General features: G+C 58.6%; 24 protein-coding genes. 1 reads left to right on the top strand and 23 read right to left on the bottom strand.

Going from position 1 to position 21927, the window contains the following annotated elements; all coding sequences use genetic code 11:
* Positions 1-1706: 1706 nt before the first annotated feature.
* The 5 genes from gfa to FA04_RS27910 all read right to left on the bottom strand — a co-directional run bounded on the left by gfa (position 1707) and on the right by FA04_RS27910 (position 7125).
* Entirely contained in the window at positions 1707-2279 is a 573-nt protein-coding gene (gene gfa / locus FA04_RS27930) for an S-(hydroxymethyl)glutathione synthase (protein ID WP_064817052.1), read from the bottom strand.
* Between the two features lie 118 nt (positions 2280-2397).
* A complete protein-coding gene (locus tag FA04_RS27925) occupies positions 2398-3525 on the bottom strand; it encodes an S-(hydroxymethyl)glutathione dehydrogenase/class III alcohol dehydrogenase (protein WP_064817051.1) in 1128 nt (375 codons plus the stop codon).
* A 137-nt stretch (positions 3526-3662) separates the two neighbouring features.
* On the bottom strand, positions 3663-4535 hold the full coding sequence (locus tag FA04_RS27920) for a quinoprotein dehydrogenase-associated putative ABC transporter substrate-binding protein (RefSeq protein ID WP_051659644.1): 873 nt from the start codon (positions 4533-4535) through the stop codon (positions 3663-3665).
* A 1-nt stretch (position 4536) separates the two neighbouring features.
* Complete coding sequence (locus FA04_RS27915) at positions 4537-5061, bottom strand: c-type cytochrome, methanol metabolism-related (protein ID WP_034803310.1); 525 nt, start codon at positions 5059-5061, stop codon at positions 4537-4539.
* A gap of 159 nt (positions 5062-5220) precedes the next feature.
* Positions 5221-7125, bottom strand: coding sequence for a methanol/ethanol family PQQ-dependent dehydrogenase (locus FA04_RS27910; protein WP_082936594.1), 1905 nt, complete (start codon positions 7123-7125; stop codon positions 5221-5223).
* 429 nt (positions 7126-7554) lie between these two features.
* Between FA04_RS27910 and FA04_RS27905 the strand changes: the two genes are divergently transcribed.
* Positions 7555-7899 (top strand): hypothetical protein, encoded by a 345-nt coding sequence (locus FA04_RS27905; RefSeq protein ID WP_034803280.1) that lies wholly within the window; start codon positions 7555-7557, stop codon positions 7897-7899.
* Positions 7900-7957: 58 nt separating this feature from the next.
* Here the strand turns inward: FA04_RS27905 and FA04_RS27900 are convergent, their stop codons facing one another.
* The 18 genes from FA04_RS27900 to FA04_RS27815 all read right to left on the bottom strand — a co-directional run bounded on the left by FA04_RS27900 (position 7958) and on the right by FA04_RS27815 (position 21733).
* The gene (locus FA04_RS27900; RefSeq protein WP_034803277.1) at positions 7958-8698 is read right to left on the bottom strand and encodes an ABC transporter ATP-binding protein; all 741 of its coding nucleotides are present in this window, start codon (positions 8696-8698) and stop codon (positions 7958-7960) included.
* Positions 8667-9413 (bottom strand): ABC transporter permease, encoded by a 747-nt coding sequence (locus FA04_RS27895; protein ID WP_234798895.1) that lies wholly within the window; start codon positions 9411-9413, stop codon positions 8667-8669. Before FA04_RS27895 ends, FA04_RS27900 begins: the two co-directional genes overlap by 32 nt.
* Before the next feature lie 77 nt (positions 9414-9490).
* Positions 9491-10483, bottom strand: coding sequence for an ABC transporter substrate-binding protein (locus FA04_RS27890; protein ID WP_034803270.1), 993 nt, complete (start codon positions 10481-10483; stop codon positions 9491-9493).
* Between the two features lie 130 nt (positions 10484-10613).
* On the bottom strand, positions 10614-10823 hold the full coding sequence (locus tag FA04_RS27885) for a hypothetical protein (RefSeq protein WP_034803266.1): 210 nt from the start codon (positions 10821-10823) through the stop codon (positions 10614-10616).
* Between the two features lie 127 nt (positions 10824-10950).
* Positions 10951-11580, bottom strand: coding sequence for a hypothetical protein (locus tag FA04_RS27880; protein WP_234798848.1), 630 nt, complete (start codon positions 11578-11580; stop codon positions 10951-10953).
* Entirely contained in the window at positions 11577-12449 is an 873-nt protein-coding gene (locus FA04_RS27875; protein ID WP_034803263.1) for an ABC transporter permease, read from the bottom strand. Before FA04_RS27875 ends, FA04_RS27880 begins: the two co-directional genes overlap by 4 nt.
* Positions 12446-13234 carry an ATP-binding cassette domain-containing protein gene (locus tag FA04_RS27870; RefSeq protein ID WP_082936593.1) on the bottom strand — a complete coding sequence of 263 codons (789 nt, stop codon included), beginning with the start codon at positions 13232-13234 and terminating at the stop codon, positions 12446-12448. The genes FA04_RS27875 and FA04_RS27870 overlap by 4 nt, the downstream gene beginning before the upstream one ends.
* 43 nt (positions 13235-13277) lie before the next feature.
* Entirely contained in the window at positions 13278-13760 is a 483-nt protein-coding gene (locus FA04_RS27865; protein ID WP_034803298.1) for a cupredoxin domain-containing protein, read from the bottom strand.
* 35 nt (positions 13761-13795) lie between these two features.
* Positions 13796-14773, bottom strand: coding sequence for a YVTN family beta-propeller repeat protein (locus FA04_RS27860; RefSeq protein ID WP_034803295.1), 978 nt, complete (start codon positions 14771-14773; stop codon positions 13796-13798).
* A 28-nt stretch (positions 14774-14801) separates the two neighbouring features.
* Positions 14802-16037, bottom strand: a complete 1236-nt coding sequence (locus FA04_RS27855) for an ABC transporter substrate-binding protein (protein WP_418235973.1) — start codon at positions 16035-16037, stop codon at positions 14802-14804.
* A 74-nt stretch (positions 16038-16111) separates the two neighbouring features.
* Positions 16112-16486 carry an alpha/beta hydrolase gene (locus FA04_RS34530; protein ID WP_162253351.1) on the bottom strand — a complete coding sequence of 125 codons (375 nt, stop codon included), beginning with the start codon at positions 16484-16486 and terminating at the stop codon, positions 16112-16114.
* Positions 16487-16657: 171 nt separating this feature from the next.
* Positions 16658-17908: a cation:proton antiporter gene (locus FA04_RS27845; RefSeq protein ID WP_034803260.1), complete on the bottom strand. Its 1251-nt coding sequence runs from the start codon at positions 17906-17908 to the stop codon at positions 16658-16660.
* A 39-nt stretch (positions 17909-17947) separates the two neighbouring features.
* Positions 17948-18190 carry a hypothetical protein gene (locus FA04_RS27840; protein ID WP_034803258.1) on the bottom strand — a complete coding sequence of 81 codons (243 nt, stop codon included), beginning with the start codon at positions 18188-18190 and terminating at the stop codon, positions 17948-17950.
* Entirely contained in the window at positions 18187-18987 is an 801-nt protein-coding gene (gene xth, locus FA04_RS27835) for an exodeoxyribonuclease III (RefSeq protein ID WP_034803255.1), read from the bottom strand. Before xth ends, FA04_RS27840 begins: the two co-directional genes overlap by 4 nt.
* Complete coding sequence (locus tag FA04_RS27830; protein WP_034803253.1) at positions 18984-19163, bottom strand: hypothetical protein; 180 nt, start codon at positions 19161-19163, stop codon at positions 18984-18986. The genes xth and FA04_RS27830 overlap by 4 nt, the downstream gene beginning before the upstream one ends.
* 110 nt (positions 19164-19273) lie before the next feature.
* On the bottom strand, positions 19274-19660 hold the full coding sequence (locus tag FA04_RS27825; RefSeq protein ID WP_051659641.1) for a response regulator: 387 nt from the start codon (positions 19658-19660) through the stop codon (positions 19274-19276).
* A 217-nt stretch (positions 19661-19877) separates the two neighbouring features.
* Positions 19878-20324: an MgtC/SapB family protein gene (locus FA04_RS27820; protein WP_034803283.1), complete on the bottom strand. Its 447-nt coding sequence runs from the start codon at positions 20322-20324 to the stop codon at positions 19878-19880.
* A 290-nt stretch (positions 20325-20614) separates the two neighbouring features.
* Complete coding sequence (locus FA04_RS27815; protein ID WP_034805409.1) at positions 20615-21733, bottom strand: IS110 family RNA-guided transposase; 1119 nt, start codon at positions 21731-21733, stop codon at positions 20615-20617.
* Between the last annotated feature and the right edge of the window lie 194 nt (positions 21734-21927).

Raw genomic sequence — 21927 nt, 5'->3', positions numbered from 1 at the left:
TCGTGGCGGTGTCGTTCGTACATCTAAATACCTCCATGGCGACGGAGACAACGGCACCAGAGCTAGCTGAAGGGACGAAGGCCGCTCTGGTGTCGTTGTCTGCCAGTGGGGAGGCGAGCCCCACAGGCTAAGGGGAATCTAGTGCGACTGGATCAGCCGGCCCAGAGGAGTAGGACTTTTGCGCGGGGGTGAGGGGACTGAAGTCCCATGGCGGAACATTTTCCCGCACCCCACGTTTCTGACGCTTAGGCCCCGTCGGCTAGGCACTTGCCCTCTCTGAAACCAATTTCTCCGCAGCCACGCTGCGGTTACTGTGCCCATGTCGACCGCCCAAGCCTTCATTTGTGACCGTGGGTGCAAGAATGATCCGAAATCCTGGACGGACTTCGAGCAGACTTGATCTGACAATGATCAATAGGCATTTGCGCCTTGCCCAGCGGCATGTCGAGGAGGCTGCCGGCGAGGTATATATGCAACGGCAAGCGGTCGAAAGATTGCCAGCTCAAGGCGTCAGGACCAAAGTCGCTCGAATGTTGCTGAATGCCTACGAGGCACAACTCGAAATGCAGATCGCCACACGCGATCGTCTGGCGCGACTGAGGAATGAGGCGGAAGTCAAGCGCGGTTCATTCTTGACGCAGAGATGGCTTTGAGATGCCAGCTTGACGAGGGCTTCATCTATCGACGGTTGAATTACAATCCGGCCGGCTTGGGTTTCCGCATCAACAGTGGCCCCTCATTTTTCGGGCATAGAGCGTATCCAGGGATCGCTCAGCCGTCAGGTTGCGAGCCAGGACGTCTATTAAAAGAGCTCCGAGCCAACAATAGCACGGCTGATCGTTCTGTTCAGGCACTCTCAGTGGCTCAAAGGCTAGAACCGGACCAGTGCCTGCCCGATCGAGACAAGCTGGGCCAACGGCGCGAAGTGCGGGCGTCCTCGGAAGATCAGCTAAGGCTGGCCAATCGTCGCAGCGCGCTGTTTCAGTCGATACATTATGCGCTCCCAGACGCACAAATCGGAAACAAACACGGCACACCCACACCTTCTGCTTTTAGAGAAGCAGCCCGTCAGTTCCGACGTTGTTTGGAGGTCATGACTAGCCAGTTTGTTTCACTGCTCTTGCGAATCCGGCGGCCCACAATCTCGCACGTTCTGAGTCGCGCCGCGCGACCACGAGGTAGACGATCATGGTATGAAATTTTGAAGTTGCGGCAGCTGCGCCGCTATTGTGATGCCTTTAGTCTACTGTCGCCGCTTTGCGGTTAGAAGGCCGGCTGATGCAATAGTTCTCGCAATGGCACCGCGACAAAGGAGGCGAGCCAACACGATGCCCAAAGTTTTATCAGTGATCCTGGCGTTCAGCGGATTCTCGCTTCAAACAATGGCTGCCGAACCAGTTGATGTCGACGGATTGCGTTAGGCTATTTCGGATCGGCTGACGGGATCATGCCGAGCTACCGCTCGGATAACGCACTGGAAATGAGAACTGATCGTTCAGGAGAATGAGCAGCCTTATCAGTTGGCATTCAGCTTAGCGAGGCAACCAGACAAGTTTCGCGATATCGAGTGACGCTCCAGCGCCGCGGTTGAATTCGCCTGTGTTCGACACAGTACGCTTCAACCCGCGGCAGCAACATGAAATAAGACTCGCCATTGAAAAAAGGGCAACGCCACACCGTCGCTCTCGGCCGGTCTCTGCCTGCGCTCAACTGGGCAGAGCGCCCGACTTTTTCGCCGTCCAGGTGGCGATGAAGTCCATCAGGTCCGGGTTGAGGCAGTCATAGGGCTCAATACCAAGGTCTCGCAGGCGGTCACGCACGCCATTCATCTTTGCCGGATCGTATCCGCTTTCAATAATCGAAGACACGAAGGCCGCAAACCCCGGTTTTGCCCAGCCCGTTTCCTGGAACCGTTCGGGATGAACGAAGGACAGGCCCTTGAACGCGTGGTCGCGTTCGACAGGGCCGTACATGTGTACGCCGCAATCCTTGCACGCATGGCGCTGGATCAGCGCCGCCGGGTCCACGACCACAAGCTTGTCGCCATTTTCGAGCACCTCGACATTTTCCGTTGGCGCGACGGCGACAACCGAGAACACGGCACCATCTGGTTTCCAGCACTTTGTGCAGCCGCAGACATGGTTGTGGGCGATATCACCCTTGACGCGGACCTTCACGGGATTGCTCGCGCAGTTGCAGACCAGCGTGCCGCCGGAAAAGGCAGCGTCCGTCGCCTTGAACCCGTTGTCGAGGGATGGATGGATCGCAATGCTTGGCATGGGCTTCTCCTCCTTCTGGCCGGCGCACAATGCCCGGCTGCTTGTTGGCGCCGCCGGCTAGATCACGCTGCAGCGCAAAAAGTACATTTGCAGTCTGGAAACGGTCCTCAACCCGCGCTCAGTATAACACCACGCTGCGAATGCTCTCGCCCGAATGCATCAGTTCGAAGCCCTTGTTGATGTCTTCGAGCGGCATTGTGTGGGTGATCATCGGGTCGATCTCGATCTTGCCTTCCATGTACCAGTCGACGATCTTCGGCACGTCGGTGCGGCCGCGCGCACCGCCAAAGGCGGTGCCCATCCAGCTGCGGCCGGTGACGAGCTGGAACGGCCGGGTGGAAATCTCCTGGCCGGCGCCGGCAACGCCGATGACCACCGACTTGCCCCAGCCGCGATGCGAGGCCTCGAGCGCCTGGCGCATCACCTTGGTGTTGCCGGTGCAGTCGAAGGTGTAGTCGGCGCCGCCGATCTGGTCGGCGCCGCGCTTGGTCATGTTGACGAGGTAAGGCACGATTTCATCGCCGACCTCCTTCGGGTTGACGAAGTGGGTCATGCCGAAGCGTTCGCCCCAGGCCTTCTTGTCGTTGTTGAGGTCGACACCGATGATCATGTCGGCACCGGCAAGGCGCAGGCCCTGGATGACGTTGAGGCCGATGCCGCCGAGACCAAAGACGATCGCAGTCGCACCCATTTCCACCTGTGCCGTGTTGATGACGGCGCCGATGCCGGTCGTCACGCCGCAGCCGATGTAGCAGATCTTGTCGAAGGGGGCGTCCGGATTGACCTTGGCAACCGCGATCTCCGGCAGCACCGTGTAGTTGGCGAAGGTCGAGCAGCCCATGTAGTGGTGGATCTTGTCCTTGCCGATCGAGAAGCGCGAGGTGCCGTCGGGCATCAGGCCTTGGCCTTGTGTCGAGCGGATCGCGGTGCACAGATTGGTCTTGCGCGACAGACACGAAGGGCAGGAGCGGCACTCGGGCGTGTAGAGCGGGATGACGTGGTCGCCCTTCTTGACCGAGGTCACACCCGGGCCGACGTCGACGACGATGCCGGCGCCTTCATGGCCGAGGATCGCCGGGAACAGGCCTTCCGGATCGGCGCCGGACAGGGTGAAATCGTCGGTGTGGCAGATGCCTGTGGCCTTGACCTCGATCAGCACTTCGCCGGCCCGCGGGCCTTCGAGCTGAACCGTCATGACCTCAAGCGGCTTGCCTGCCTGAACGGCAACGGCGGCGCGTACATCCATGTCTCCATCCTCCCTTGACTTCACAGGCTGGTGCGTCAGGGCGAACCCTGACAAACCGCAGCGCACTTCGGTATCACGGGTAGTCGTCAGGTGTGCGGATGACCACAGGTTCCCACGTCTCCCGCCACCCCGAGCCGTCACTGGGCGATCCTCTCGTCGTGTTCGTCGAGCAACGGCACATCATAGGACAGCAGCAGCTTGTTGATTTCCGCCTGGTTGTCCTTGATGAAGGCGTTGAGCGTGCGTTTCCATTGCTGGTCGGAAGGCCGCACACCCATCGTGATCCGATAGATCATGCGTTGACCGCCCTTCTCCTTAGTCAGCGGCACGATCGCCAAATCGGCTCCGGACTTGCGGGCATAATAGCCCGCCATGGGTCCCCAGACCGCCGCGGCGTCTATCACGCCTGCAAGCATGTCCCGTATCATGACTTCCGCCATCGACGGCATTATGCGCGTGTCGACTATGAGCGGATAGATCTTCGCCTTCCGCATTAGTTTTTCTACCGCCATGTTGGCGGTGGGGGGCGTTCCCTGGACGACGCCAATCCTCTTGTCAGCAAGCTTCGGATCCGTCAGCGTTTCCACGCCGGTAAGATCGCCATCCTTCCTGTAAATCAACACGTAGGATGAGCGATAATAAGCGTTGGTATTCTGGACGAGTTCGTCTCCTTGCGCATACCCCATGATGATGTCGCAGTGATTGGCGCCGAGTGTATTGCGTACAAAGCCAGGGATGGAGGGGTACCAAGTATAGGCGACTGCACTTCGTCCTGTCGCGGTTGCGACCATCTTGGCAAGCTTATCCTCGAACCCCTCGCCGCTCTGGTCGGAGAAGGGCAGATTGGACGGGTCGGCGCAGACCCGCAGCCTATCCGGATCAACCAGCTCTCCAGCCGCCCCGAGCCCAGCGCTCTGGGAATGCACCTGCCAAGGGATCAACGTTATGAACGTGGCCATGGCCATTGAGATGAGAGCCACCCTGCAGGTTCGACGGGCGCCGGTTGCCATGTCATCCACCCATGCAGGATGCTTCGTAGGCCTTCGCCCCTTCGGGTTTGTCCGCCTTCTTGGGCGGACGCCCTCGCGGCGCGGCGCCAACGGCGCGGGCGCGCAGATAAACGTAGATGTCGTCGAGGTAGCAATAGACATTCTTATTGTTGCCGAAGCCCGGCATGACGACCTCTTTGCCGCCGACGACGCTCTTGCGCCCCTCCGCAACGATTGCGAGGAAATTAGGATAATCCAGGTTCTTCATGGTGGTGGCCAAGGCAGGGGCATAACTCGAGCCGACGCCGTCGGGGCCGTGGCAGACATGACAGTCCGAGTGATAGCGACGGTATCCGCTGAACGTATACCAGTCGACCGTCCCGTCGTTTTCAAACTTGAACGTCGGGTTTCCCTCAGCATCTAAGTGTTTCCCGTCTTCTTCTTTGACAGCTGCGGCTTTTTCGATGTCGTCTGCCGCGGGGGTATTTCCGGGGATTAAGAGGTGGAACACGGCGCCAAGCGCTAGAACTGAAATACGAAAAGCCATCAATAAACCCCACGCTTTGGAAACCTGGAGCGCGACGCTCCAAAGGGCCCCTCCGGATTTACATGGACGAAGGATGCGGACTGCGACGGCGGAATTCCGGTGGTCGAAAACTGGTGGGGCTACGCCGAAAACGCAGCCCCATCATTCTTGAACAGGCCATCAGTCTGGAAGACCGAAGACGGTCAGCTGTCCCCCAAGCGTCGTGTACTCCGCTAGGCCGGCATAACCACCGACTGCGCCCAGACCCGCGGTTCCGACAACTTGGGCTTCATCACCCTGCTGGCGGCCCTGGTCGACCGCACCGTGCCACGCGGCGGCGTTTTCGGGCGAAAGCAGCCCGCCAGCCAGTCCAATACCGGCCCAACCACCAACGCCAGACAGCACGGCGATATACTGCTTGCCGCCATGTTCATACGTGTTGATGTTGCCGATAATGCCGGATGGCGTCTTGAACCGGTAGAGTTCCTTGCCTTCCATATTGACTGCCACGATGTAGCCTTCCAAGGTTCCATAGAAGACTACGTCGCCGTCGGTCACAAGAGCACCGGACCAAACGGAGAACTTCTCGGGCTTCGACCAGACGATTTCGCCTTTTGCAGCATCCCAGGCAATGAAGTTTCCCATGCCGCCGTGACTTTCTGGGGTCGGATACATCGAAACAGTCGCGCCGACATAAGCTTGACCGGCCGTGTAGCTGACCTTGTAGGGCTCATAATCCATGCAGACGTGGTTTGTCGGCACATAGAACAAGCCGGTCTTCGGTGAATAGGCAGCCGGCTGCTGATCCTTGGTGCCGAGTGCAGCAGGGCATACACCCGTCGAATTCACGTCCTCACCATTCTGTTCGGTGGAGTATTTCGCCACGACCTGCGGCCGGCCATACTGGTCGCTCGCCGGATCCATGACGACTTCCGTCGCCCAGTTGACCGTCGGATCATATTTCTTGGCAACCAGAAGCTCTCCCGTCGCCCGGTCGAGGGTGTAGGCAAAGCCGTTGCGGTCGAAATGCACGAGCACGTCGCGCGGCTGACCATTGATTTGCATCGCGTCGACGAGAATGTTCTCGTTGACGCCGTCATAGTCCCACTCGTCGTGCGGGGTCATTTGGTAGAACCACTTGGCCATACCCGTATCCACGTCGCGCGCCATCAGGGTCATTGACCAGCGATTGTCACCCGGGCGCTGCACAGGGTTCCAGCTCCCAGGATTAGCTGTGCCATAATATATCAAGTTGAGCTTCGGGTCATAGGAGTACCACCCCCATGTGGTGCCGCCGCCCGTCTTCCACTCCTCGCCTTCCCAGGTCTTTATACCGGAGTCGGGTCCGATGGGTTTGCCAAGATGGGTGGTCTTTTCCGGATCGACGAGCATTTCGGTGTCGGGACCAGTCGAATAGGCCTTCCAGGCAAGTTTCCCGTCTTTCAGATTGTAGGCCGCCATCCAACCGCGCACGCCATACTCCGCACCCGATATACCAATCAGCACCTTGTCCTTGACGACCATCGGAGCGCCCGTGCTGGACTCGGCCTTGCTGCCATCGATGTGTTCGCCGTTCTTAACAGACCAGACGACCTTACCGGTCTTGGCGTCGAGGGCAACGACGGTCGTGTCCGCCTGGTTCAGGATTATCTTTCCATCCCCATAGGCGACGCCACGATTAACAGTGTCGCAGCACATGATGCCGATGACGTTCGGATCCTGCCTTGGCTCGTATTTCCAAAGGATCTTGCCGTCGTTGTTGAGATCAAGGGCATAGACGTTATTGGGAAACGGCGTGTGGACGTACATGACGTCGCCGATCACCAGCGGTCCGCCCTCATGACCACGCAGCACGCCCGTCGAGAAGGTCCATTTAACCTGGAGATCCTTCACATTGTCCTTGGTGATCTGATTGAGTTTGGAATAGCGATGATTGGCATAATCGCCCGTCGGCATCGCCCAGTTCTTCGCGTCGGCCGAAAGGGCCGTCAATTCCTCATTGGCGAAGGCATTTCCGACAAGGGTCGCTGACAGAACTCCAGCGGCGGTCAGCGGCAAACATAGGAATTTTCCGAGTATGCGCATGCGGATTCCTCCCGATGTCGACATGGACCCGAGGTACATTGTTACGCTCCCCGGGAGACCATATAGGGCAGCCCAAGCTGTGTCATGTTAGTCGTGGGATATGTGCTTGCTTCAGCGTCACGGGTTCATTTGGATGGGCAGAGGGCACCGTTATTGCCCATCCTCTTGACCAACGAGACCCCGCTCCCAAGAGACCAGGCTTGAAGCCGGAAACTAACGGAAGAATAGGCGATCAGACCTACTAACGCAAGATTAAATGCAACGGACCGCGTGCGCTGCAACAAGGAAGAATGCTGCTGCGCAGCATATTATTTACTGGTACATCGAGTTACTACATTTGTATGTATCGACTGATTACTGTAGTATTACAATACTTCTACCTGATTAAGTTGGCTCCCGGCCAATGTATCAACGCCGACCGGAGATTTTATGGCCACTGGTAACCTAGACGTGATCGCCTTCGTCGCCGTGATCACCTCTGCTGCGATGGCGTCGGCAGCGGGCGGGTATCCGACGGTCGCGGTCGTCGACTATGTGTACGGCTGCATGAAAGCCAACGGAGAGACACGAACAGCGCTCGAGAACTGCTCTTGCTCCATCGACGTTATAGCCTCGATCCTGCCCTACGAGCGCTATGAGGCAGCTGAGACGTTCAGAAGCCTCGGTTTTCAGACAGGCGAAAGAGGGGCTTTGTTTCGACAGAGCGCGCCGGCGAAATCCGCCGTCGCCGAACTGAGCCGCGCTCAGGCCGAAGCAGAGGTGCGGTGCTTCTGATCTTCGAAAACAAGAGCCGCCCTTTAATCAGAGGAGATGGTTGCGTGGTATGGAGCGTTCATACCGCGTCTGGAAACGTCTTGTGAAAATCCGAAATGAGATTGTCGAGCGCCGGCGCGTCACGCAAAGGGCGTGAGAGCCCCACGTCGAAGATGCCCAGCACTTGCGCCGGGCGTGGTGACAACACGATGATGCGATCCGCAAGCAGAAGGGCCTCGCGCAGATTGTGGGTCACCATCAAGGCGGTGGTGGGTCTGGCTGCCCACACAGTCATCAAAAGATGGCGCAATCTTTCGGCGGTTCGTTCGTCGAGCGAAGTGAAGGGCTCATCCAGCAAAAGGATAGCGGGCTCCGTGGCGAAGGCTCGCGCAAGGGCGGCGCGACGCGCAAGGCCAAGCGAAAGTTCCGAAGGATAGAGTGACCGCATCGGGGAGAGCCCTAGGATATCGAACAGCGGATCCAGGTCCCTGTCCCTGACGCGAGCAGGCAGGGCAAGACGAACGTTTTGCTCCACCGTCCGCCAGGGGAGAAGCACCGGCTCCTGAAAGACAGCAGCGACGCGGTTGGAGCCGCCTTCGGGCAATTGATAGCTGCCCGAGAATTGCCGGTCGAGACCCAGGAGGATGCGCAACGTCGTGGTCTTGCCGCAGCCCGACGGCCCCAGCAGACATGCAAACTCACCCTGCCGCACCTGGAAGGAAAGTCCGCGCAATGCGACGATCGAAACGCCCTCAGCCGATCGGAACGTTTTATCGCGAATATCGACTTTAAGCGGGGCGGCGACGCCAGCGGGTTGCATGTCGTTCAAGTGGCTGCACCAAAATGAGTTCGATAAGCAGCATGATAGCCACGAAGGCCAGGGTGTATGCAAGGATGGCGGCAACATCGAATATCTGGAAGTAGAGATAGATCTGGAAGCCGACGCCGTTTGAACGGCCGAGCAGTTCAACGACGAGTACGATTTTCCAGATCAGAGCGATGCCGGAACGCGAGGCGGCCGCGAAATAGGGCTGCAACTGCGGCATCAGAATATGGCGGACGTGGTCAACCGGCCCCAGCCGGTAGACGGTTGCCATCTCCGCATAACGCGGATCGAGTGCAATCGCCCCCTCGCGCATGGTGACGATCACATTGGGTATCTTATTGATCGCAACGGCGCCGATCGCGGCCGCCTCCGTCAGGCCGAACCAGATGTATGCGAGAACGATAACGACCAGGGCCGGAAGATTGAGAAAGAGCACAAGCCACGGATTGAAGAAGGAATCCGCCCGCCGATACTTGCCGAGGATGACGCCGATCACCGATCCCACGACCATGGCAACAAGATAAGCAGCCGCGACCCGCCAGAGCGTCATCGCCAGATGATAGCCAAGCTCACCGCTCTCTGCCTCCTTGAGAAGCACCCGCCAGACCTCGATCGGCGGCGGAAAAGCACGGCTCGGCCAGAACCCAGCTGCCAGACCCCAGAGCAAACATAGCCCGAACAGTGACGCCAAGGCCGTCGCCACCGGCAACGCGGCGCCAATCCCGCGAGAGAGAGCGCGCGTGTGCCGGCTTGCAGGTCCGCTTTTTTCCGATCCGAATTCTGCTGTCATGTCTTCAATGCAGCCCAAAACGTTCCCGGAGCCATCTGCCGCGCCTCACCGACGAGTTTCTCGCCGCCCATGTCTGCAAGGATTTCGTAAAGCTTGGCGGCATCACGTTCCTCGTCGGCGACAGGCCGGTTTGGAATGCCTTCGCGATAGCGCTCCCGCAGCACCTCAAGTTCCCTGCCCTCAGCTCGCACCAGAGGTGCCAAGCGCTGCCATTCGGCGTCGGATTGAGCGAGAAGTTTCTTGGCCGCCGCACTTGCCTTGACAAAGCTCATTGCCACGTCCGGATTTTCGTTAGCCCATTTGTCGTGAAAAACGTAACCTAGCGCCGAGACGGGCCCCGATGCCCCGAGCGCCTCGGTTGCGTCCTCGGCACCAATGAGGCGCCGGAAGCCGCTTGCCTCGAGCCGTGCGCAGAAATGCCAGAAATTCAGGACCGCATCGAGTTCACCCGAAACAGCCTTTTCTGACAACAGTGGCGGCGCGCCAAAGACAATCTCGCTATCTTTGGTCAAATCAATACCGTTGTCACGCCGGGCGAGACCCTGGATCAGAAGCCAACTCTTATCGAGCGAACCGCCGACCACGCCAATTTTCTTCCCGACGAGGTCGGGAATGCCTCGAATTGGTGCGTCCTCCTTGACCATGATGGCGCCAACCGCGGTCGAGTAAGGTGCAAGCGTCAGATCCTCGCCCAACGAACGCTGGCGCGACACCCACAGCCAGTCGGAAACGATGATGTCGAGGTCGCCTGCCAGAATAGCCACGTTTGTGGCGTCCTCGCCAGCAAAATAGACGACTTCCACGTCGATGCCGTTGGCCGCATCGAATTTATTGTGCTTGATGGTGTCTAGCTCCCAGTTCACCGTTCCGAACTTCAGAACACCGACCCGTATCTTTGCTACGGATGGGTTTGCCAAGACAGGCAAGGCGAGAGGATTTGCAGCAGCCAGCAAAACCGTCAGGCAAATCGCGCGCCGCGACATCTTCATGTTACCACCTCCCAAGGTTTCGCCACTGCACCTCAAATCCGGTCCGATTCCGGGAGAACATGATGCAACAAATCTAGAACGTTACAGCGTCATTTACACGTCACATTTCAGGCGCCGCGCTGTAGCGACGTCAAATCTCCTGATCCTTGCCGGGAAACAAACACGTCCATCGCACGACCTTCAGCGCCGGATGGCCCTCGGACCATTTCGCGATCTCAGCCGGCGCCAACGCCATGCACTGGACTAATGAGCCGCGGCTCTCGAAATACAGGTGTTCCGTACGGCAATTGGCGGGGTTGGCCAGCACGCACACGGTCAGGACGAGATCGACGAGGTTCAATTCCGCACCTTTCCTCGCGCGAACGCGCACAGAAGCAAGGGTGACTGACGTGCCTGGCACAACCGGGGAAAGCCGACAAGAAGAATACGCGTGCGGCAGACGGGCGTCAATTATTCTACCGCTGGGCTCATCTGGCTCCCAGAGTTTGCGCAATCGTCTTGGTAAGAGCATACAAGCGTTGCTCAATCAGTGTCGGTACTTCGCAGACAAAGCTCAACGATTGCGCGCGCTCCTGAAAAATGCGCGTCTGGAGCACTAGCCGATCATTGCGCAGTGCAAGCTCGTTGAGGTCAGCACCCGGTTTGACCCGCAACGCATCCACGGCGGAAGCCTCCCGGCGTAGGCGTGCAGCCATGTCCCTCTGGCCGCGGGCGTAGCGTGCAATGCCGGAAATAACCTCTGAGCGCTCCTGGTTCATATGATCGAAGAGCCCCTGAACGAGCATGGTCAGGCGCTGCTCCCTTTCGCCCACCGGCAGGCCTTGCGCGTAACCCCTGATCTTTTGTTGGGCCTCTTGCAGTGGCACGCGGCGGGCCGACAGTTCCACTACCAAAGCTGAAATGGTGGCATCTTTGGACCACTCGACGGTCGCCGGCCGCAGTTCCGCGCCATTCCACACCTGGACGAGCGAAAGTTGCGGAACCTTGCGCTGAATGCATGGCCAGTCCGGGTCGTCGCCTTGGGCTGCCAAGGCCGGCCATGCAAGGCTAGCAGCGAGCACGACGGACAGGAATATCAGCGACGGCCACCGCATCATGCATTTCCTCCTGGGATCTGCCGGCGCCGGAGCAAGCCGTTTGATGGATTGTAGGCGAGGATCGCACCGCCCAGGAACAGTGCGGTGAACGCAATCACGATCATCAGTGCTCCCCAGGCAATCTGTCCGTAGAGAGCAAAGCGGATCAGTTCGACCGCATAGGTAAACGGATTTGCAAGGCAGATTTTGTGGAGAAGGGGACTGGATTCCTGGATGCGCCAGAGCGGATAGAGCGCGGGAGAGGCAAAATACATTGGAAAGATCACGAAATTCATGATGCCCGCGAAATTCTCCAATTGCTTAATCATTGACGACAAAAGCATCCCGAGCGAGCACAGCATCATCCCCGAGAGGAACAATGCGGGAAGGATCAGAAGATAGCCGGCCCACGGTGGCTTGACGCCCCAGAACAAGGCAATGACCAGAAAGGCGTAGACCTGCATAATCGATACCGTCACACCGGCGAGCAGCTTGGAAACGAGCAGGAACCAGCGTGGGAATGGACTGACCAACAGCGTACGCATGTTTCCCATCTCCCGATCATAGACCATCGAAAGTGAGGACTGCATACCGCTGAACAAGAGGATCATGCCGCACAGGCCTGGAGTGATATAGACCTCGTAGAGCACGTAGGTCTTGTAAGGCGGAATGATCGAGACGCCCAGGACCTGACGGAAACCAGCGGCGAAAACGAACAGCCATAGGAGCGGACGGACGAGCGACGATATGAAGCGCTCACGCTGGTTAAGAAAACGGAGGCCCTCTCGATAAAGGATGCCTTTCAAGCAAATGGCATACTGAGAAATATTGAACCGGCGTGCCGAGGCCAACTCGGTTGGAACAGCGCGTTGAACCGTCTGCTGGGTCATAGGCAGGCACCTTCAGGTAAACCAGACACCAACCCCGTCAAGGATGCGAACGCCTGCTGAATGTTATCCGAAGCAACCGAACGCACCACATCTGAGACCCTGCCCTGCGCCAGCACCCTGCCCTTGTCGAGGACGACCACATGATCGTTACTCTCGACCTCGTCGATCAGGTGGGTTGCCCAGAAAACGCTGATGCCATCGGTGACCACTAGATCGCGGATCGTGGCAAGGATCTCCGCACGCGACTGTATGTCCAGCCCCACGGTCGCCTCGTCGAGCAGCAGCAGTGGTGGGCGATGCAACAGGGCCCGGGCAATTTCGATGCGCCGCATTTGTCCGCCGGAAAGGCTGCGCGCCTTATCGTAGAGCCGGTCGATCATATTGACCCCAGCAAGCAATGTCCTGATCCGTTCCAGCGCCTCAGCATGACCGATGCCGTGCAAAGAGGCATGGTAAGAAAGGTTCTGATAGACGCTGAGGTCGAGGTCCAATGTCCGCGCCTGAAACACGATGCCGAGGCGGCGCAATGCCTCTCCCGGGGCCCGGCTGATGTCGTTGCCGAAAATGTGGATCGTTCCTTGGCGCGAGTTGTAAAGGTGGCTGATCAACGAAAACAGCGTGGTCTTGCCGGCCCCGTTGAGGCCGAGCAGGACGGTGAAGTGGCCAGGCGCAATGGAAAAGGAAATGTCAGACAGAACCTGCTTGTTTCCGAAGCAATGACCTACCGCCGACACCTCAAGTGCGGCAGGCAGGCTCATTCCATCATTCGCTTTCGCATCCTGCATGGCGTCCTCCACCGCGAACAGCACGGATAGTCCGCAAGCCAGCCTATTTGATGGTGATCGTTCCCTTCATGCCCTTATCGGCGAGATCAGGAACGGACCACGCATAGCTTCCCGGCCGAATGGTGGTGAATTGGACCTGCATTGTGCCCTCCGCGTCGAACTCCAGCCATGCAGGAGCACCGTTCATGTGAACCTCGAGATCGTTGATGACGATCTGGTTCATCCAGACGTTGCGGAAAAGGTCCGTTACAAATTTGTATTCCAAGCCCGCCGCTGAGGTAATTTTCCAACGATACCCCTGTCCGGCGATCAGCTCGAAATCCTTCTGATTGACGGCGAAGCTGTCAGAGCCCGATCCAAACACCAGTTCGGGGACATCCTTGCTCGCCCGCGTTACCTGCTTGGAGAATGAGGTCGGTTGCGGCACTGGCTCGTGATCACCTGCATCTTGCCCAGCACAAGGCGCCGCTGACAGGACGGTGGTTCCGAGAACCGCTGCGTGCGCGAAATTTCGATATTTCTGCATGTGCTCCTCCTCGGTAGGCAACTGTTGTTGGAACATCAATTCGGGCTGACGACCACACCCCAGGGCAGCGCCCCGACGGTCACAGACTGAATTGCTTCATCGGTAGCGACGTCGATGAAGGTGATGTCATTGGAAACACCGTTGGTGCTGATGATCGTCTTTTGATCGGGCGTGAAGGCGAGTTGCCAGACCCGCTGGCCGACGAGCACGTATTTCTCGACCTCGTAAGTCTTGGCATTGACCACAGCCACGCGATTGGCCGGGCCCAGCGCCACATAGGCCTTCGTGCCGTCGGCCGTGATGCGTACTCCGACCGGCTGGATCGCTTCTGCTCGGAGGCCCGCAATCTCAAAGGTAATCTTGTGCTTTACCTCGCGGCGCGCATTGTCGATAACTGAGACAGTGCCACCGATTTCGGCACTCACCCAGACCTCTGAGTTGTCCGGCTTGAACTCCGCGAACCGAGGTCGCGCATCTACGAGAACGTTGTGCGTTATCTCGTTGGTTTCGGTATCGATGAAGTGTGCCATGTTGGTCGTTTCGGAGGTATTGACCATCGACTTCCCGTCCGGGCTGATACCCATTCCTTCGGGTTCGACGCCAACCGGCACCTCAGCCCGCACATCTCCACTCTCAATGTCGATGACGGTGACAAGATTGTCATCTTCATTGGCGACATAAAGCGTCTTTCCGTCAGGAGAGAGGACGAACAATTCGGGGTCTGGTCCTGACGGCAGCGACCCAACGATTTCGAGCGTGGTTGTATCGATGATCTCGATGGTGTCGTCGTCGCTCGCGCACAGGTATACAAACTTGCCATCGTGCGAAATCGTGATGCCGCGCGGCCGCTGGCCGACATCGATCGTGCCCACCACCTCCATTGTCGTGGAGTCGACCACCGAAACTGTGTTGTCCTTCTCGTTTGAGACATAAACCATGTAAGCGGACGCAGGCGATCCGATACTTGCAGCCACAACAAGTCCGGCCGAAAGAAACCTCAGTCGTCGTAGCATCTCGTCCTCTCCCATTTCCTGTTCCAACCTATTCCAGCACACATCGCGTTTCGGGCTGATCGATCCCGAGCGTGTCGAGTTCGGAGAACTGATGCAGGAATCCTTCCTGGGGCGACGTCGACACGACCGCACGGCCGTCGCCCAGGAAGATGGGCTGACGCAACTGCCAGTTCCATTTCCGGAAGGTCAGCTTCTGCCCCCTGAACGCAGCGATCGAGAAATCCTCCGCACGGATGAAGGCTGCAAGCAGTTCGGGATCAGCGCTGTGCGTGCGCGTGGCAGCCTCCCCGATGATCCTGGTTGCCGTCCAAGCGGCCATGTCTTTCGACAACATCCGTCGACCACTGGCCTTAGCGAAACGGTTTTGTATCTGCGTGCCGCCCCACTGCTCGCTTGCCGGGTGCCACGCGGAGGGCATCAGACCGGCGGTCCCGGCCACTGGTCGCGGCATCCAGGTTCGAAACGGCACATAGGTCCCGAAGACCTCGGTTTCGTCGGCCACGAGCAGCACGTCGTGATCAGGGAATCCCTGCGTGAAGACAGGCATCTGTCGTTGGATCTGGACCACACCCGTATCCGTCCGGCGCGCTGTACCCGTGTCGGGAAACTCCTTTTCCGCAACAATCTCGCCGCCAAAGCGCGTGGCGGCGCGGCGGAGCGCGTTTGCAAACTGTTTGTCGGGCTCATGAGAACCGTAAACCAGCACCCAGCGACGCCATTGTTTCCAAATCAGATATTGCGCCAGCCCGTCGGCGAGCATGGTGCGCGTTGGGGCGGTGTGGAAGATGTTTGCCCGGCAACCTTCTTCGCGCAGACGGTCATCCGTGGCACCGACGTTGAAGAGCAGCACGCCGTTATCGCGAGCGAGATCGGCTATCGACAGAAGCTGGGCAGCAGAGAGATCCGCGAGAATGTAGAGAGTGCCCCGCGATATCATGTCATTGAAGGCAGGCACGACATCGGCATTCGGGTTCACCTCGGACACTTCGAGCTTGAACTCTTGCCCGAGGAAGCGACCGGTCGTGTTGTTATCGCCGATGGCCACTTTGGCCCCCGCGACTCCTTCGTCACGCGGCGGCACGTCCAGCACTGAAAGTGCCAACTGGGGGGCATAGGCGCGAAGGTAGCCTAGCTTGATCTCCGAAATCGGTTGGGCTTGCGCCACCTTGTCAGGTGGCGCGGGAGAAGCCTCCTGCGCAACAGCACCGGAGTGGCTTGAAGCGGCAAGAAAAGCCGCGGCAAACAGTGTAGGGGCGTGTGGCACCGCATTTCCCACTAGTCAATACAATACAACATCTCCAACGCTAGTCGGATCTGCGTATCACATCGGTGCCACCACTAGCTTAGCCGAGATATCCTCGATTTCAACCAGAAGCCGGGCGCGCCTTGGGAAACGGCGACGAATGCGACGTTCTTCAAGTCGTTCTCGAAGCCTTGCCTTTCAACGATCTCGGAAACGAGGTCATCGAATGCCCGCCGGGCCGCCGCGATACGCTCCGGCCGCATGACGTCGTTATCGACGGCAAACCATTGCCGACCACCCGATCTGGTGGGAAACGGCGCGTCAGGGTATGCGAAAACCGTGTTGGGTAGAGTGGACTTCCAGGAACCGCCCAGACCGCCCATCTGCGTGCCTCTTGCTCCGATACCGTGAAAGAAGATCACCAGATGACGAGGACGTTCTGCCTTGCGGTTTGCATCGCGCGAGCTCACGACGCTTTCGACATACTGGACGGTTGAGTTCGGGTTGTCGGATGAAGTCGACTTCAAAGCGATCCGATGCGGCCACGCCGAAGCTTCGGCGTCCAGTGAAATTGCGATGGCGGCTAACAGGACAGCGAGCCCGACGAGGGCGGACGATAGCGCAAGTGTCCCATGGCGTCATCATGACGGCTCCCCACTGGACGAAGGCCCTCTTCTGTCGATCCAGCGCATCGTCGGAGTTACGGTTATGCCGTGGACCACGATTGAAGCCAGCACGATCAGTACTACCGTAGCCCAGATTGTCTCGAATCCATCGAACTCCGCCTGTCCCGTTGCGTAGGCAAGGTAGTAGATCGATCCGAGGCCTCTGATCCCAAAGACTGCGATCACCGCGGTTTCTCCTGGCGAATGCCCCGACCCGACCAGGCACAGCCAGCCGATAAGAGGTCGGACCAACAGGAGCGCGAGCACCGCAACGACGCCTACGCGCCAGTCGACGGCAGCCAAGAGCTGGCCGCTAACGGCGACCGATCCAAGGCATACCAAAAGTACCATCATCAGCAACCGTTCAATTTGTTCGGCGAAATCGTGAAGCTGCTCGTGGAAGTCGTTGTCCCGCTCGCTCGCCCGGAACGCCACGGCCGCGAGAAACACGGCGACAAAGCCGTATCCGCCGACGAGCTGGGTAAGCCCGTAAGTAACGAACGTCATGCCAAGAGCGACAAACCCGTCCTGCGTTTTCGCAAGTCCGCCGCCACGCATTCGAAACGAAAGGACTCCAAACAGTTTGCCCAGCCCCCAACCTAAAGCGGTGCCCGCACCGAGCCGCCATGCGACGTCGAGCGCGGCCCAGTGTGCAAGGACGTCAGTCCCCTCCTTCGCTGCCAGTGCAATGGCAACGGCAAGGTGAACGAACGGAAATGCAAGCCCGTCGTTCAGGCCCGCCTCCGACGTCAGGGCGAAACGAACCTCGTCCTCCTCTCCTGACCGCGGCGGTCCGACCTGGACGTCGCTGGCGAGCACGGGATCTGTCGGCGCGAGCGAGGCTCCAAACAGGAGCGCCGACGCAAGGCCGAGACCCAGTATCCAAAACCCGAGGAAAGCGAGTGCGGCAATGGTCAGAGGCATCGCTAAACCTAGAAGACGCCAGGTTGTCCCCCAGCGCTGCCAACCGAAGGGACGGTCAAGTTTCAGCCCCGCCCCCATCAACGCGACGATGACGACAATCTCGGTCATCCGTTCGGTGAACTCCCGATTTTCCAGAGGATTGAAGCGCGGCAGCAGGGGAAAGGGAGACAAGGCCAACAGCGTGCCGATGGCGAGACAGGCTATCGGGAGCGAGAGAGGAAGACGCCGGAACGCCATCGGCAACCACGCCGTCAGGAGGACAACGAAGCCGAGGACCGTCAGCGTAACGATGTAGGCGTCCATTCATCCTGCTTTCTGCTGGAACCCGAAGACGCGATAGCCTCAATCTTTCCCTGAAATGGCACTTGGCCAGTCGTTTGACGGCTCGTCGAGGATACCGCCAGAACTGTCTTCAGCCGGATCGGGATCACGCGCGAGCGCGTCACGGAGGCCTGGGAGCTGATCGCGGATGGCGTCGAAGATGTCTTCCTGTCGGACACCTTCGACTACGAACGTATCAATAAGTTCTTCCAGCTTCAGCCTGAGGTCATCCTTCCATTCCCTGGAGTGCGTATGGTTGGTCATTTTCTCCTCCTTCTTTTCGGCATGTCATCTGCGAGTTCGATCCAAACCGGGGCATGGTCGCTGGTGTGTTCCCAGCCTCGGACGTCCTTATCGACGCCCGCCTTGACGAGCCTTTCGGCAACCCCGGGACTGAGAAGGAAATGGTCAATCCTCAAGCCTGCATCCCGGCCGTATGCATTCCGGAAATAGTCCCAGAACGTATAAACCCGCTTCCCCGGATTCAGGTGGCGAAGTGCGTCAGTCCACCCCTGTTCGACGAGTTCCCGGTATGCATCGCGAACCTCTACCCGGAACAACGCGTCATCCACCCATCGCTCGGGCTTGTAGACATCCAGTTCGGTAGGCATGACGTTGTAGTCGCCGGCAAGAACGACGGGGACTTTCAGGGCGAGCAGTTCGTCAGCATACTCCGCCAAGCGCTTGAACCAGGCGAGCTTGTAGTCGAATTTTGGCCCTGGGTAGGGATTGCCGTTCGGCAAGTAGAGACAGCCAATCACCATGCCGTCGATAGCCGCTTCGACGTAGCGGCTATGCAAATCGTCGGGGTCTCCGGCAAGTCCCCTACGGATAAGTAGCGGTTCGCGACCTTTTTCGAGGATTGCTACCCCGTTCCAACCTTTCTGACCGTGCCAGATGGCACCGTAGCCTGCCGCCTCAATAGCTTTGGCGGGGAATTTGGCGTCAGGGGCCTTCAACTCCTGTAAACACACGACGTCAGGCGAGGCCCGTTCAAGCCAACTCAACAGCACTTCCAGGCGGCCGTTGACACCGTTGACGTTGTAAGTCGCGATTTTCACTTGGACTTATGATCGCCCTTGTCGCCCTCCCCGGGTTTTGCGTCGTGTTTCGCCTTTTGGCGTTTGTCAGCGGACAAGGATCGACTCACATCCACTGATTCTTTGAACTTGCCGTCTTCGTCCCGCCGGACGTAGCGCTTGTCGGTTCCGGTATCGATCAGTTCTCTCTTTGACATGCGTGCCTCCCTGGTTGTCGATGGAAACGCACGGAAAGAGGAAAAGTTACAGCCCGACCGCGTTGGGAGCTTGCAATCGCTTCCCGCTTTCAAGGCCTGGCAAACGCTCGTCAGCCGCTCACGGCCGTCGCTGAATGCAGGAATGGTGGCATCCGCTTCTCCAGTTCCTCCAGAATGGCATCCATCCGGTAGGGCTTCGCCAGAAAGGAGGCGCGATGTCCGTCGATTTCAGCCGCGGTATGGCCACCCGAAGTGACGATCACGGCGACACCTGCCGTGTAGCTGTGAACCAGTTTCACCAGATCAAAGCCGTTCAACGCGCCGGGCATGTCCACGTCGGTGATCAGCGCGTCGATCCGATGCCGACCCAGCACCGCGACAGCCTCCAGGACATTCGACGCCTCTAGCACTGCAAATCCTTCGTCTGCGAGGAAATCCCCCAATGTCATCCGGATCAACGGCTCATCGTCTACCACTAGGACGGTGCGCTGATACATTCTCGCCTCCGAAGCTCGTTGGCTCTCACCGCGCTCCCCACGAAGAAAGGGCGCCCGTGAATTGGACTCTTTGCCAACAAACTTAATAAAATGCCAACGATCGTCGCTCGCCCCTGCCATGCCGGCGCGCTTGTACGGAAGAACCAGAGAATCCCTGTGCGGTCGCAAGATGTAAAACGGGGCAGCGATAATTGTTGTCGCTCCGGATGAAGGCAATTCAATCCGGTTTGTTCTCGGGGCCGTCTGTTTTGAGATTGGCATTGAGGCGAAGGGTGAGGAAAGTCATGACTGAGAGCACGATTGCTACGTCGTAAGCGCCGAGACCCACGGAGGTGCCGATCGCGCCTGTCGCCCAAAGGCTCGCTGCTGTCGCAGTTCCACGCACGCTTGCTTTGACAACAAGGATAGCTCCGCCTCCGATGAACCCCATGCCAGTGATCAGCCCTTCGACGATCCGGGCTGTGGCTTCCGGGCTTCCCGTGGTCAAGCGTTCGGTGGCCTGTATAAATCCGCAACTCGCTATGGCGACGAGTGGGAATGTGCGCAACCCCGCGCTTCTTTCGCCCTTTTCCCGGTCCCATCCGATAGGAAGCGACAGTAAATATGCGCCCACGAGCGCGCCAAGATGTGGAATGACATCGAATGTTACTCCTCTTATGTTCATTTGCAAGTCAGCCGGGCATGGCTTCCCCTTTTCGTCTGGCGACGAAAGGCAAATGCTCGGAGTTATTGAACAAAGCAGGAGACAGGGCGCTTCGACGACGGCTGGCATACTCTCATTCGCGGGCTGGATACCGCATTTCCGTATGTTCGTCTGGGGCTGCCTCTGTCTAGTGTCGGGCCTGGATGTCTCTGCCACATAGGAGTATCGAGGGTTCCCCACCGGGGCCCTGCCTCCAACTTTGTTCAACAAACAGATGGTTTTGGCGCGCCTACTTTGGGCTGACTACCGGTCTAAAACTTCCCGAGCGGCGCAACCTCTTGTCCAATCGCCCATAGGAAAGCCGCCATTTCCCGCGCGATAGCGGTTACCGCGACTGTCTTTGCCTTGCCGGCGCTGATTAGCCGGCGATAACGCGTGCAAAGCCGCACCTGTCCCTTCCACGCTATGTCCCGGACCACCTTCGGCAGGCCTACAAGCCGAGCCTGGATCGTCGGGCTCACACGCGCCGGGTAGCGATATGTCCAAGCCCCTTCTATGAGTGCGCGGCGCGCCCGGATGTTGCCCGCTTTGGTGATCCCGCCACGTTTGATGCGTTCGCCCGTCGAGCTTTCTGACGGCACCAAGCCTAGATATGCCATTAGCTGACGAGGGTTGTCGAAACGACGTACATCGCCGATTTCGACCACGAAGGTGACCGCTGTCATGAACGCCACGCCGCGCATTGCTTGGTAGGCAGCCACCACCGGAGCCATAGACCAGGATGCCGCGGTGTCAGTGACAAGCTTGTTCAACCGATCCAGGCGCACTGTGGCGTCGTCAATAGCCTGGCAATATTCCGCGAGCAGAATGTGATGGGCGTGATGTTCGAAGGCCTGGTCCGCCAGCCAGCGGGCATGCGCCCGTGTCCACGGCTTGCGCCCTGTATAAATGCGGCCGTGACGAAGTAAAAAGGACTGGAGCTGTTGGCGCAATTGCTTCAGCACTTCTTGGGCCGCATCGCGTGCACGCACCAGATCGCGCATAGCCTCGTGGCTTTCGTCAGGAACCCAGACCGGCGTCAATTCGCCCGCACGATGCAGCCGTGCCAAGCTCATTGCATCCCGACGATTTGTCTTCACCCTGTCGCCTGGGCGCTTGGGAATAAGGGACGGAGCCACTACAGCGCATTCATGTCCCAATTCCACGATCTGGCGGTAGAGACCGTAACCTGTAGGACCCGCCTCGTAACAAAAGTGAAGTGTACGTGCGGGCTTGGAGAGCTTGCGGACCAACGCGGCCACTGATGCGGGCTCTGAGGAAATGTCGCCCAGAAAACGGACCTCGCCACTGCGCTCTCCCTCCGCCGCCGCGACGGAAATCTTCAGTTTTGAAACGTCCAGCCCGACGAATATTGCGTTATTTTCCTTCATGTTCGCCCTCGCTAAGCTTGGGGCTCCGCTCTGGCCCATCCAGAGCAATCCCCGCACGCAGCATAATCGGGGCGAGCCGCCTTCACGCGACGAACATACGGTCTAGTGCGGCAAGCTGATCGATCAAATTCCATCCTCCCTCGTTGTTGTCGACAGCACATAGAAGCGCAGACTGAATAGCCCCGAGTTTCGTA

The organism is Ensifer adhaerens, from assembly GCF_000697965.2.
GTDB classification, from domain to species: domain Bacteria; phylum Pseudomonadota; class Alphaproteobacteria; order Rhizobiales; family Rhizobiaceae; genus Ensifer; species Ensifer adhaerens.
Note: the sequence above shows the minus strand (reverse complement) of the source record. Positions and strands in the feature narration are given on the sequence as shown.

What these genes read in the sequence shown, in the direction of transcription:
- gfa (WP_064817052.1), bottom strand. Translation starts at nt 2,279, where the DNA reads ATGCCAAGCATTGCGATCCATCCATCCCTCGACAACGGGTTCAAGGCG.
- FA04_RS27925 (WP_064817051.1), bottom strand. Translation starts at nt 3,525, where the DNA reads ATGGATGTACGCGCCGCCGTTGCCGTTCAGGCAGGCAAGCCGCTTGAG.
- FA04_RS27920 (WP_051659644.1), bottom strand. Translation starts at nt 4,535, where the DNA reads ATGGCAACCGGCGCCCGTCGAACCTGCAGGGTGGCTCTCATCTCAATG.
- FA04_RS27915 (WP_034803310.1), bottom strand. Translation starts at nt 5,061, where the DNA reads ATGGCTTTTCGTATTTCAGTTCTAGCGCTTGGCGCCGTGTTCCACCTC.
- FA04_RS27910 (WP_082936594.1), bottom strand. Translation starts at nt 7,125, where the DNA reads ATGCGCATACTCGGAAAATTCCTATGTTTGCCGCTGACCGCCGCTGGA.
- FA04_RS27905 (WP_034803280.1), top strand. Translation starts at nt 7,555, where the DNA reads ATGGCCACTGGTAACCTAGACGTGATCGCCTTCGTCGCCGTGATCACC.
- FA04_RS27900 (WP_034803277.1), bottom strand. Translation starts at nt 8,698, where the DNA reads ATGCAACCCGCTGGCGTCGCCGCCCCGCTTAAAGTCGATATTCGCGAT.
- FA04_RS27890 (WP_034803270.1), bottom strand. Translation starts at nt 10,483, where the DNA reads ATGAAGATGTCGCGGCGCGCGATTTGCCTGACGGTTTTGCTGGCTGCT.
- FA04_RS27880 (WP_234798848.1), bottom strand. Translation starts at nt 11,580, where the DNA reads ATGATGCGGTGGCCGTCGCTGATATTCCTGTCCGTCGTGCTCGCTGCT.
- FA04_RS27875 (WP_034803263.1), bottom strand. Translation starts at nt 12,449, where the DNA reads ATGACCCAGCAGACGGTTCAACGCGCTGTTCCAACCGAGTTGGCCTCG.
- FA04_RS27870 (WP_082936593.1), bottom strand. Translation starts at nt 13,234, where the DNA reads ATGCAGGATGCGAAAGCGAATGATGGAATGAGCCTGCCTGCCGCACTT.
- FA04_RS27865 (WP_034803298.1), bottom strand. Translation starts at nt 13,760, where the DNA reads ATGCAGAAATATCGAAATTTCGCGCACGCAGCGGTTCTCGGAACCACC.
- FA04_RS27860 (WP_034803295.1), bottom strand. Translation starts at nt 14,773, where the DNA reads ATGCTACGACGACTGAGGTTTCTTTCGGCCGGACTTGTTGTGGCTGCA.
- FA04_RS27845 (WP_034803260.1), bottom strand. Translation starts at nt 17,908, where the DNA reads ATGGACGCCTACATCGTTACGCTGACGGTCCTCGGCTTCGTTGTCCTC.
- FA04_RS27840 (WP_034803258.1), bottom strand. Translation starts at nt 18,190, where the DNA reads ATGACCAACCATACGCACTCCAGGGAATGGAAGGATGACCTCAGGCTG.
- FA04_RS27830 (WP_034803253.1), bottom strand. Translation starts at nt 19,163, where the DNA reads ATGTCAAAGAGAGAACTGATCGATACCGGAACCGACAAGCGCTACGTC.
- FA04_RS27825 (WP_051659641.1), bottom strand. Translation starts at nt 19,660, where the DNA reads ATGTATCAGCGCACCGTCCTAGTGGTAGACGATGAGCCGTTGATCCGG.
- FA04_RS27820 (WP_034803283.1), bottom strand. Translation starts at nt 20,324, where the DNA reads ATGAACATAAGAGGAGTAACATTCGATGTCATTCCACATCTTGGCGCG.
- FA04_RS27815 (WP_034805409.1), bottom strand. Translation starts at nt 21,733, where the DNA reads ATGAAGGAAAATAACGCAATATTCGTCGGGCTGGACGTTTCAAAACTG.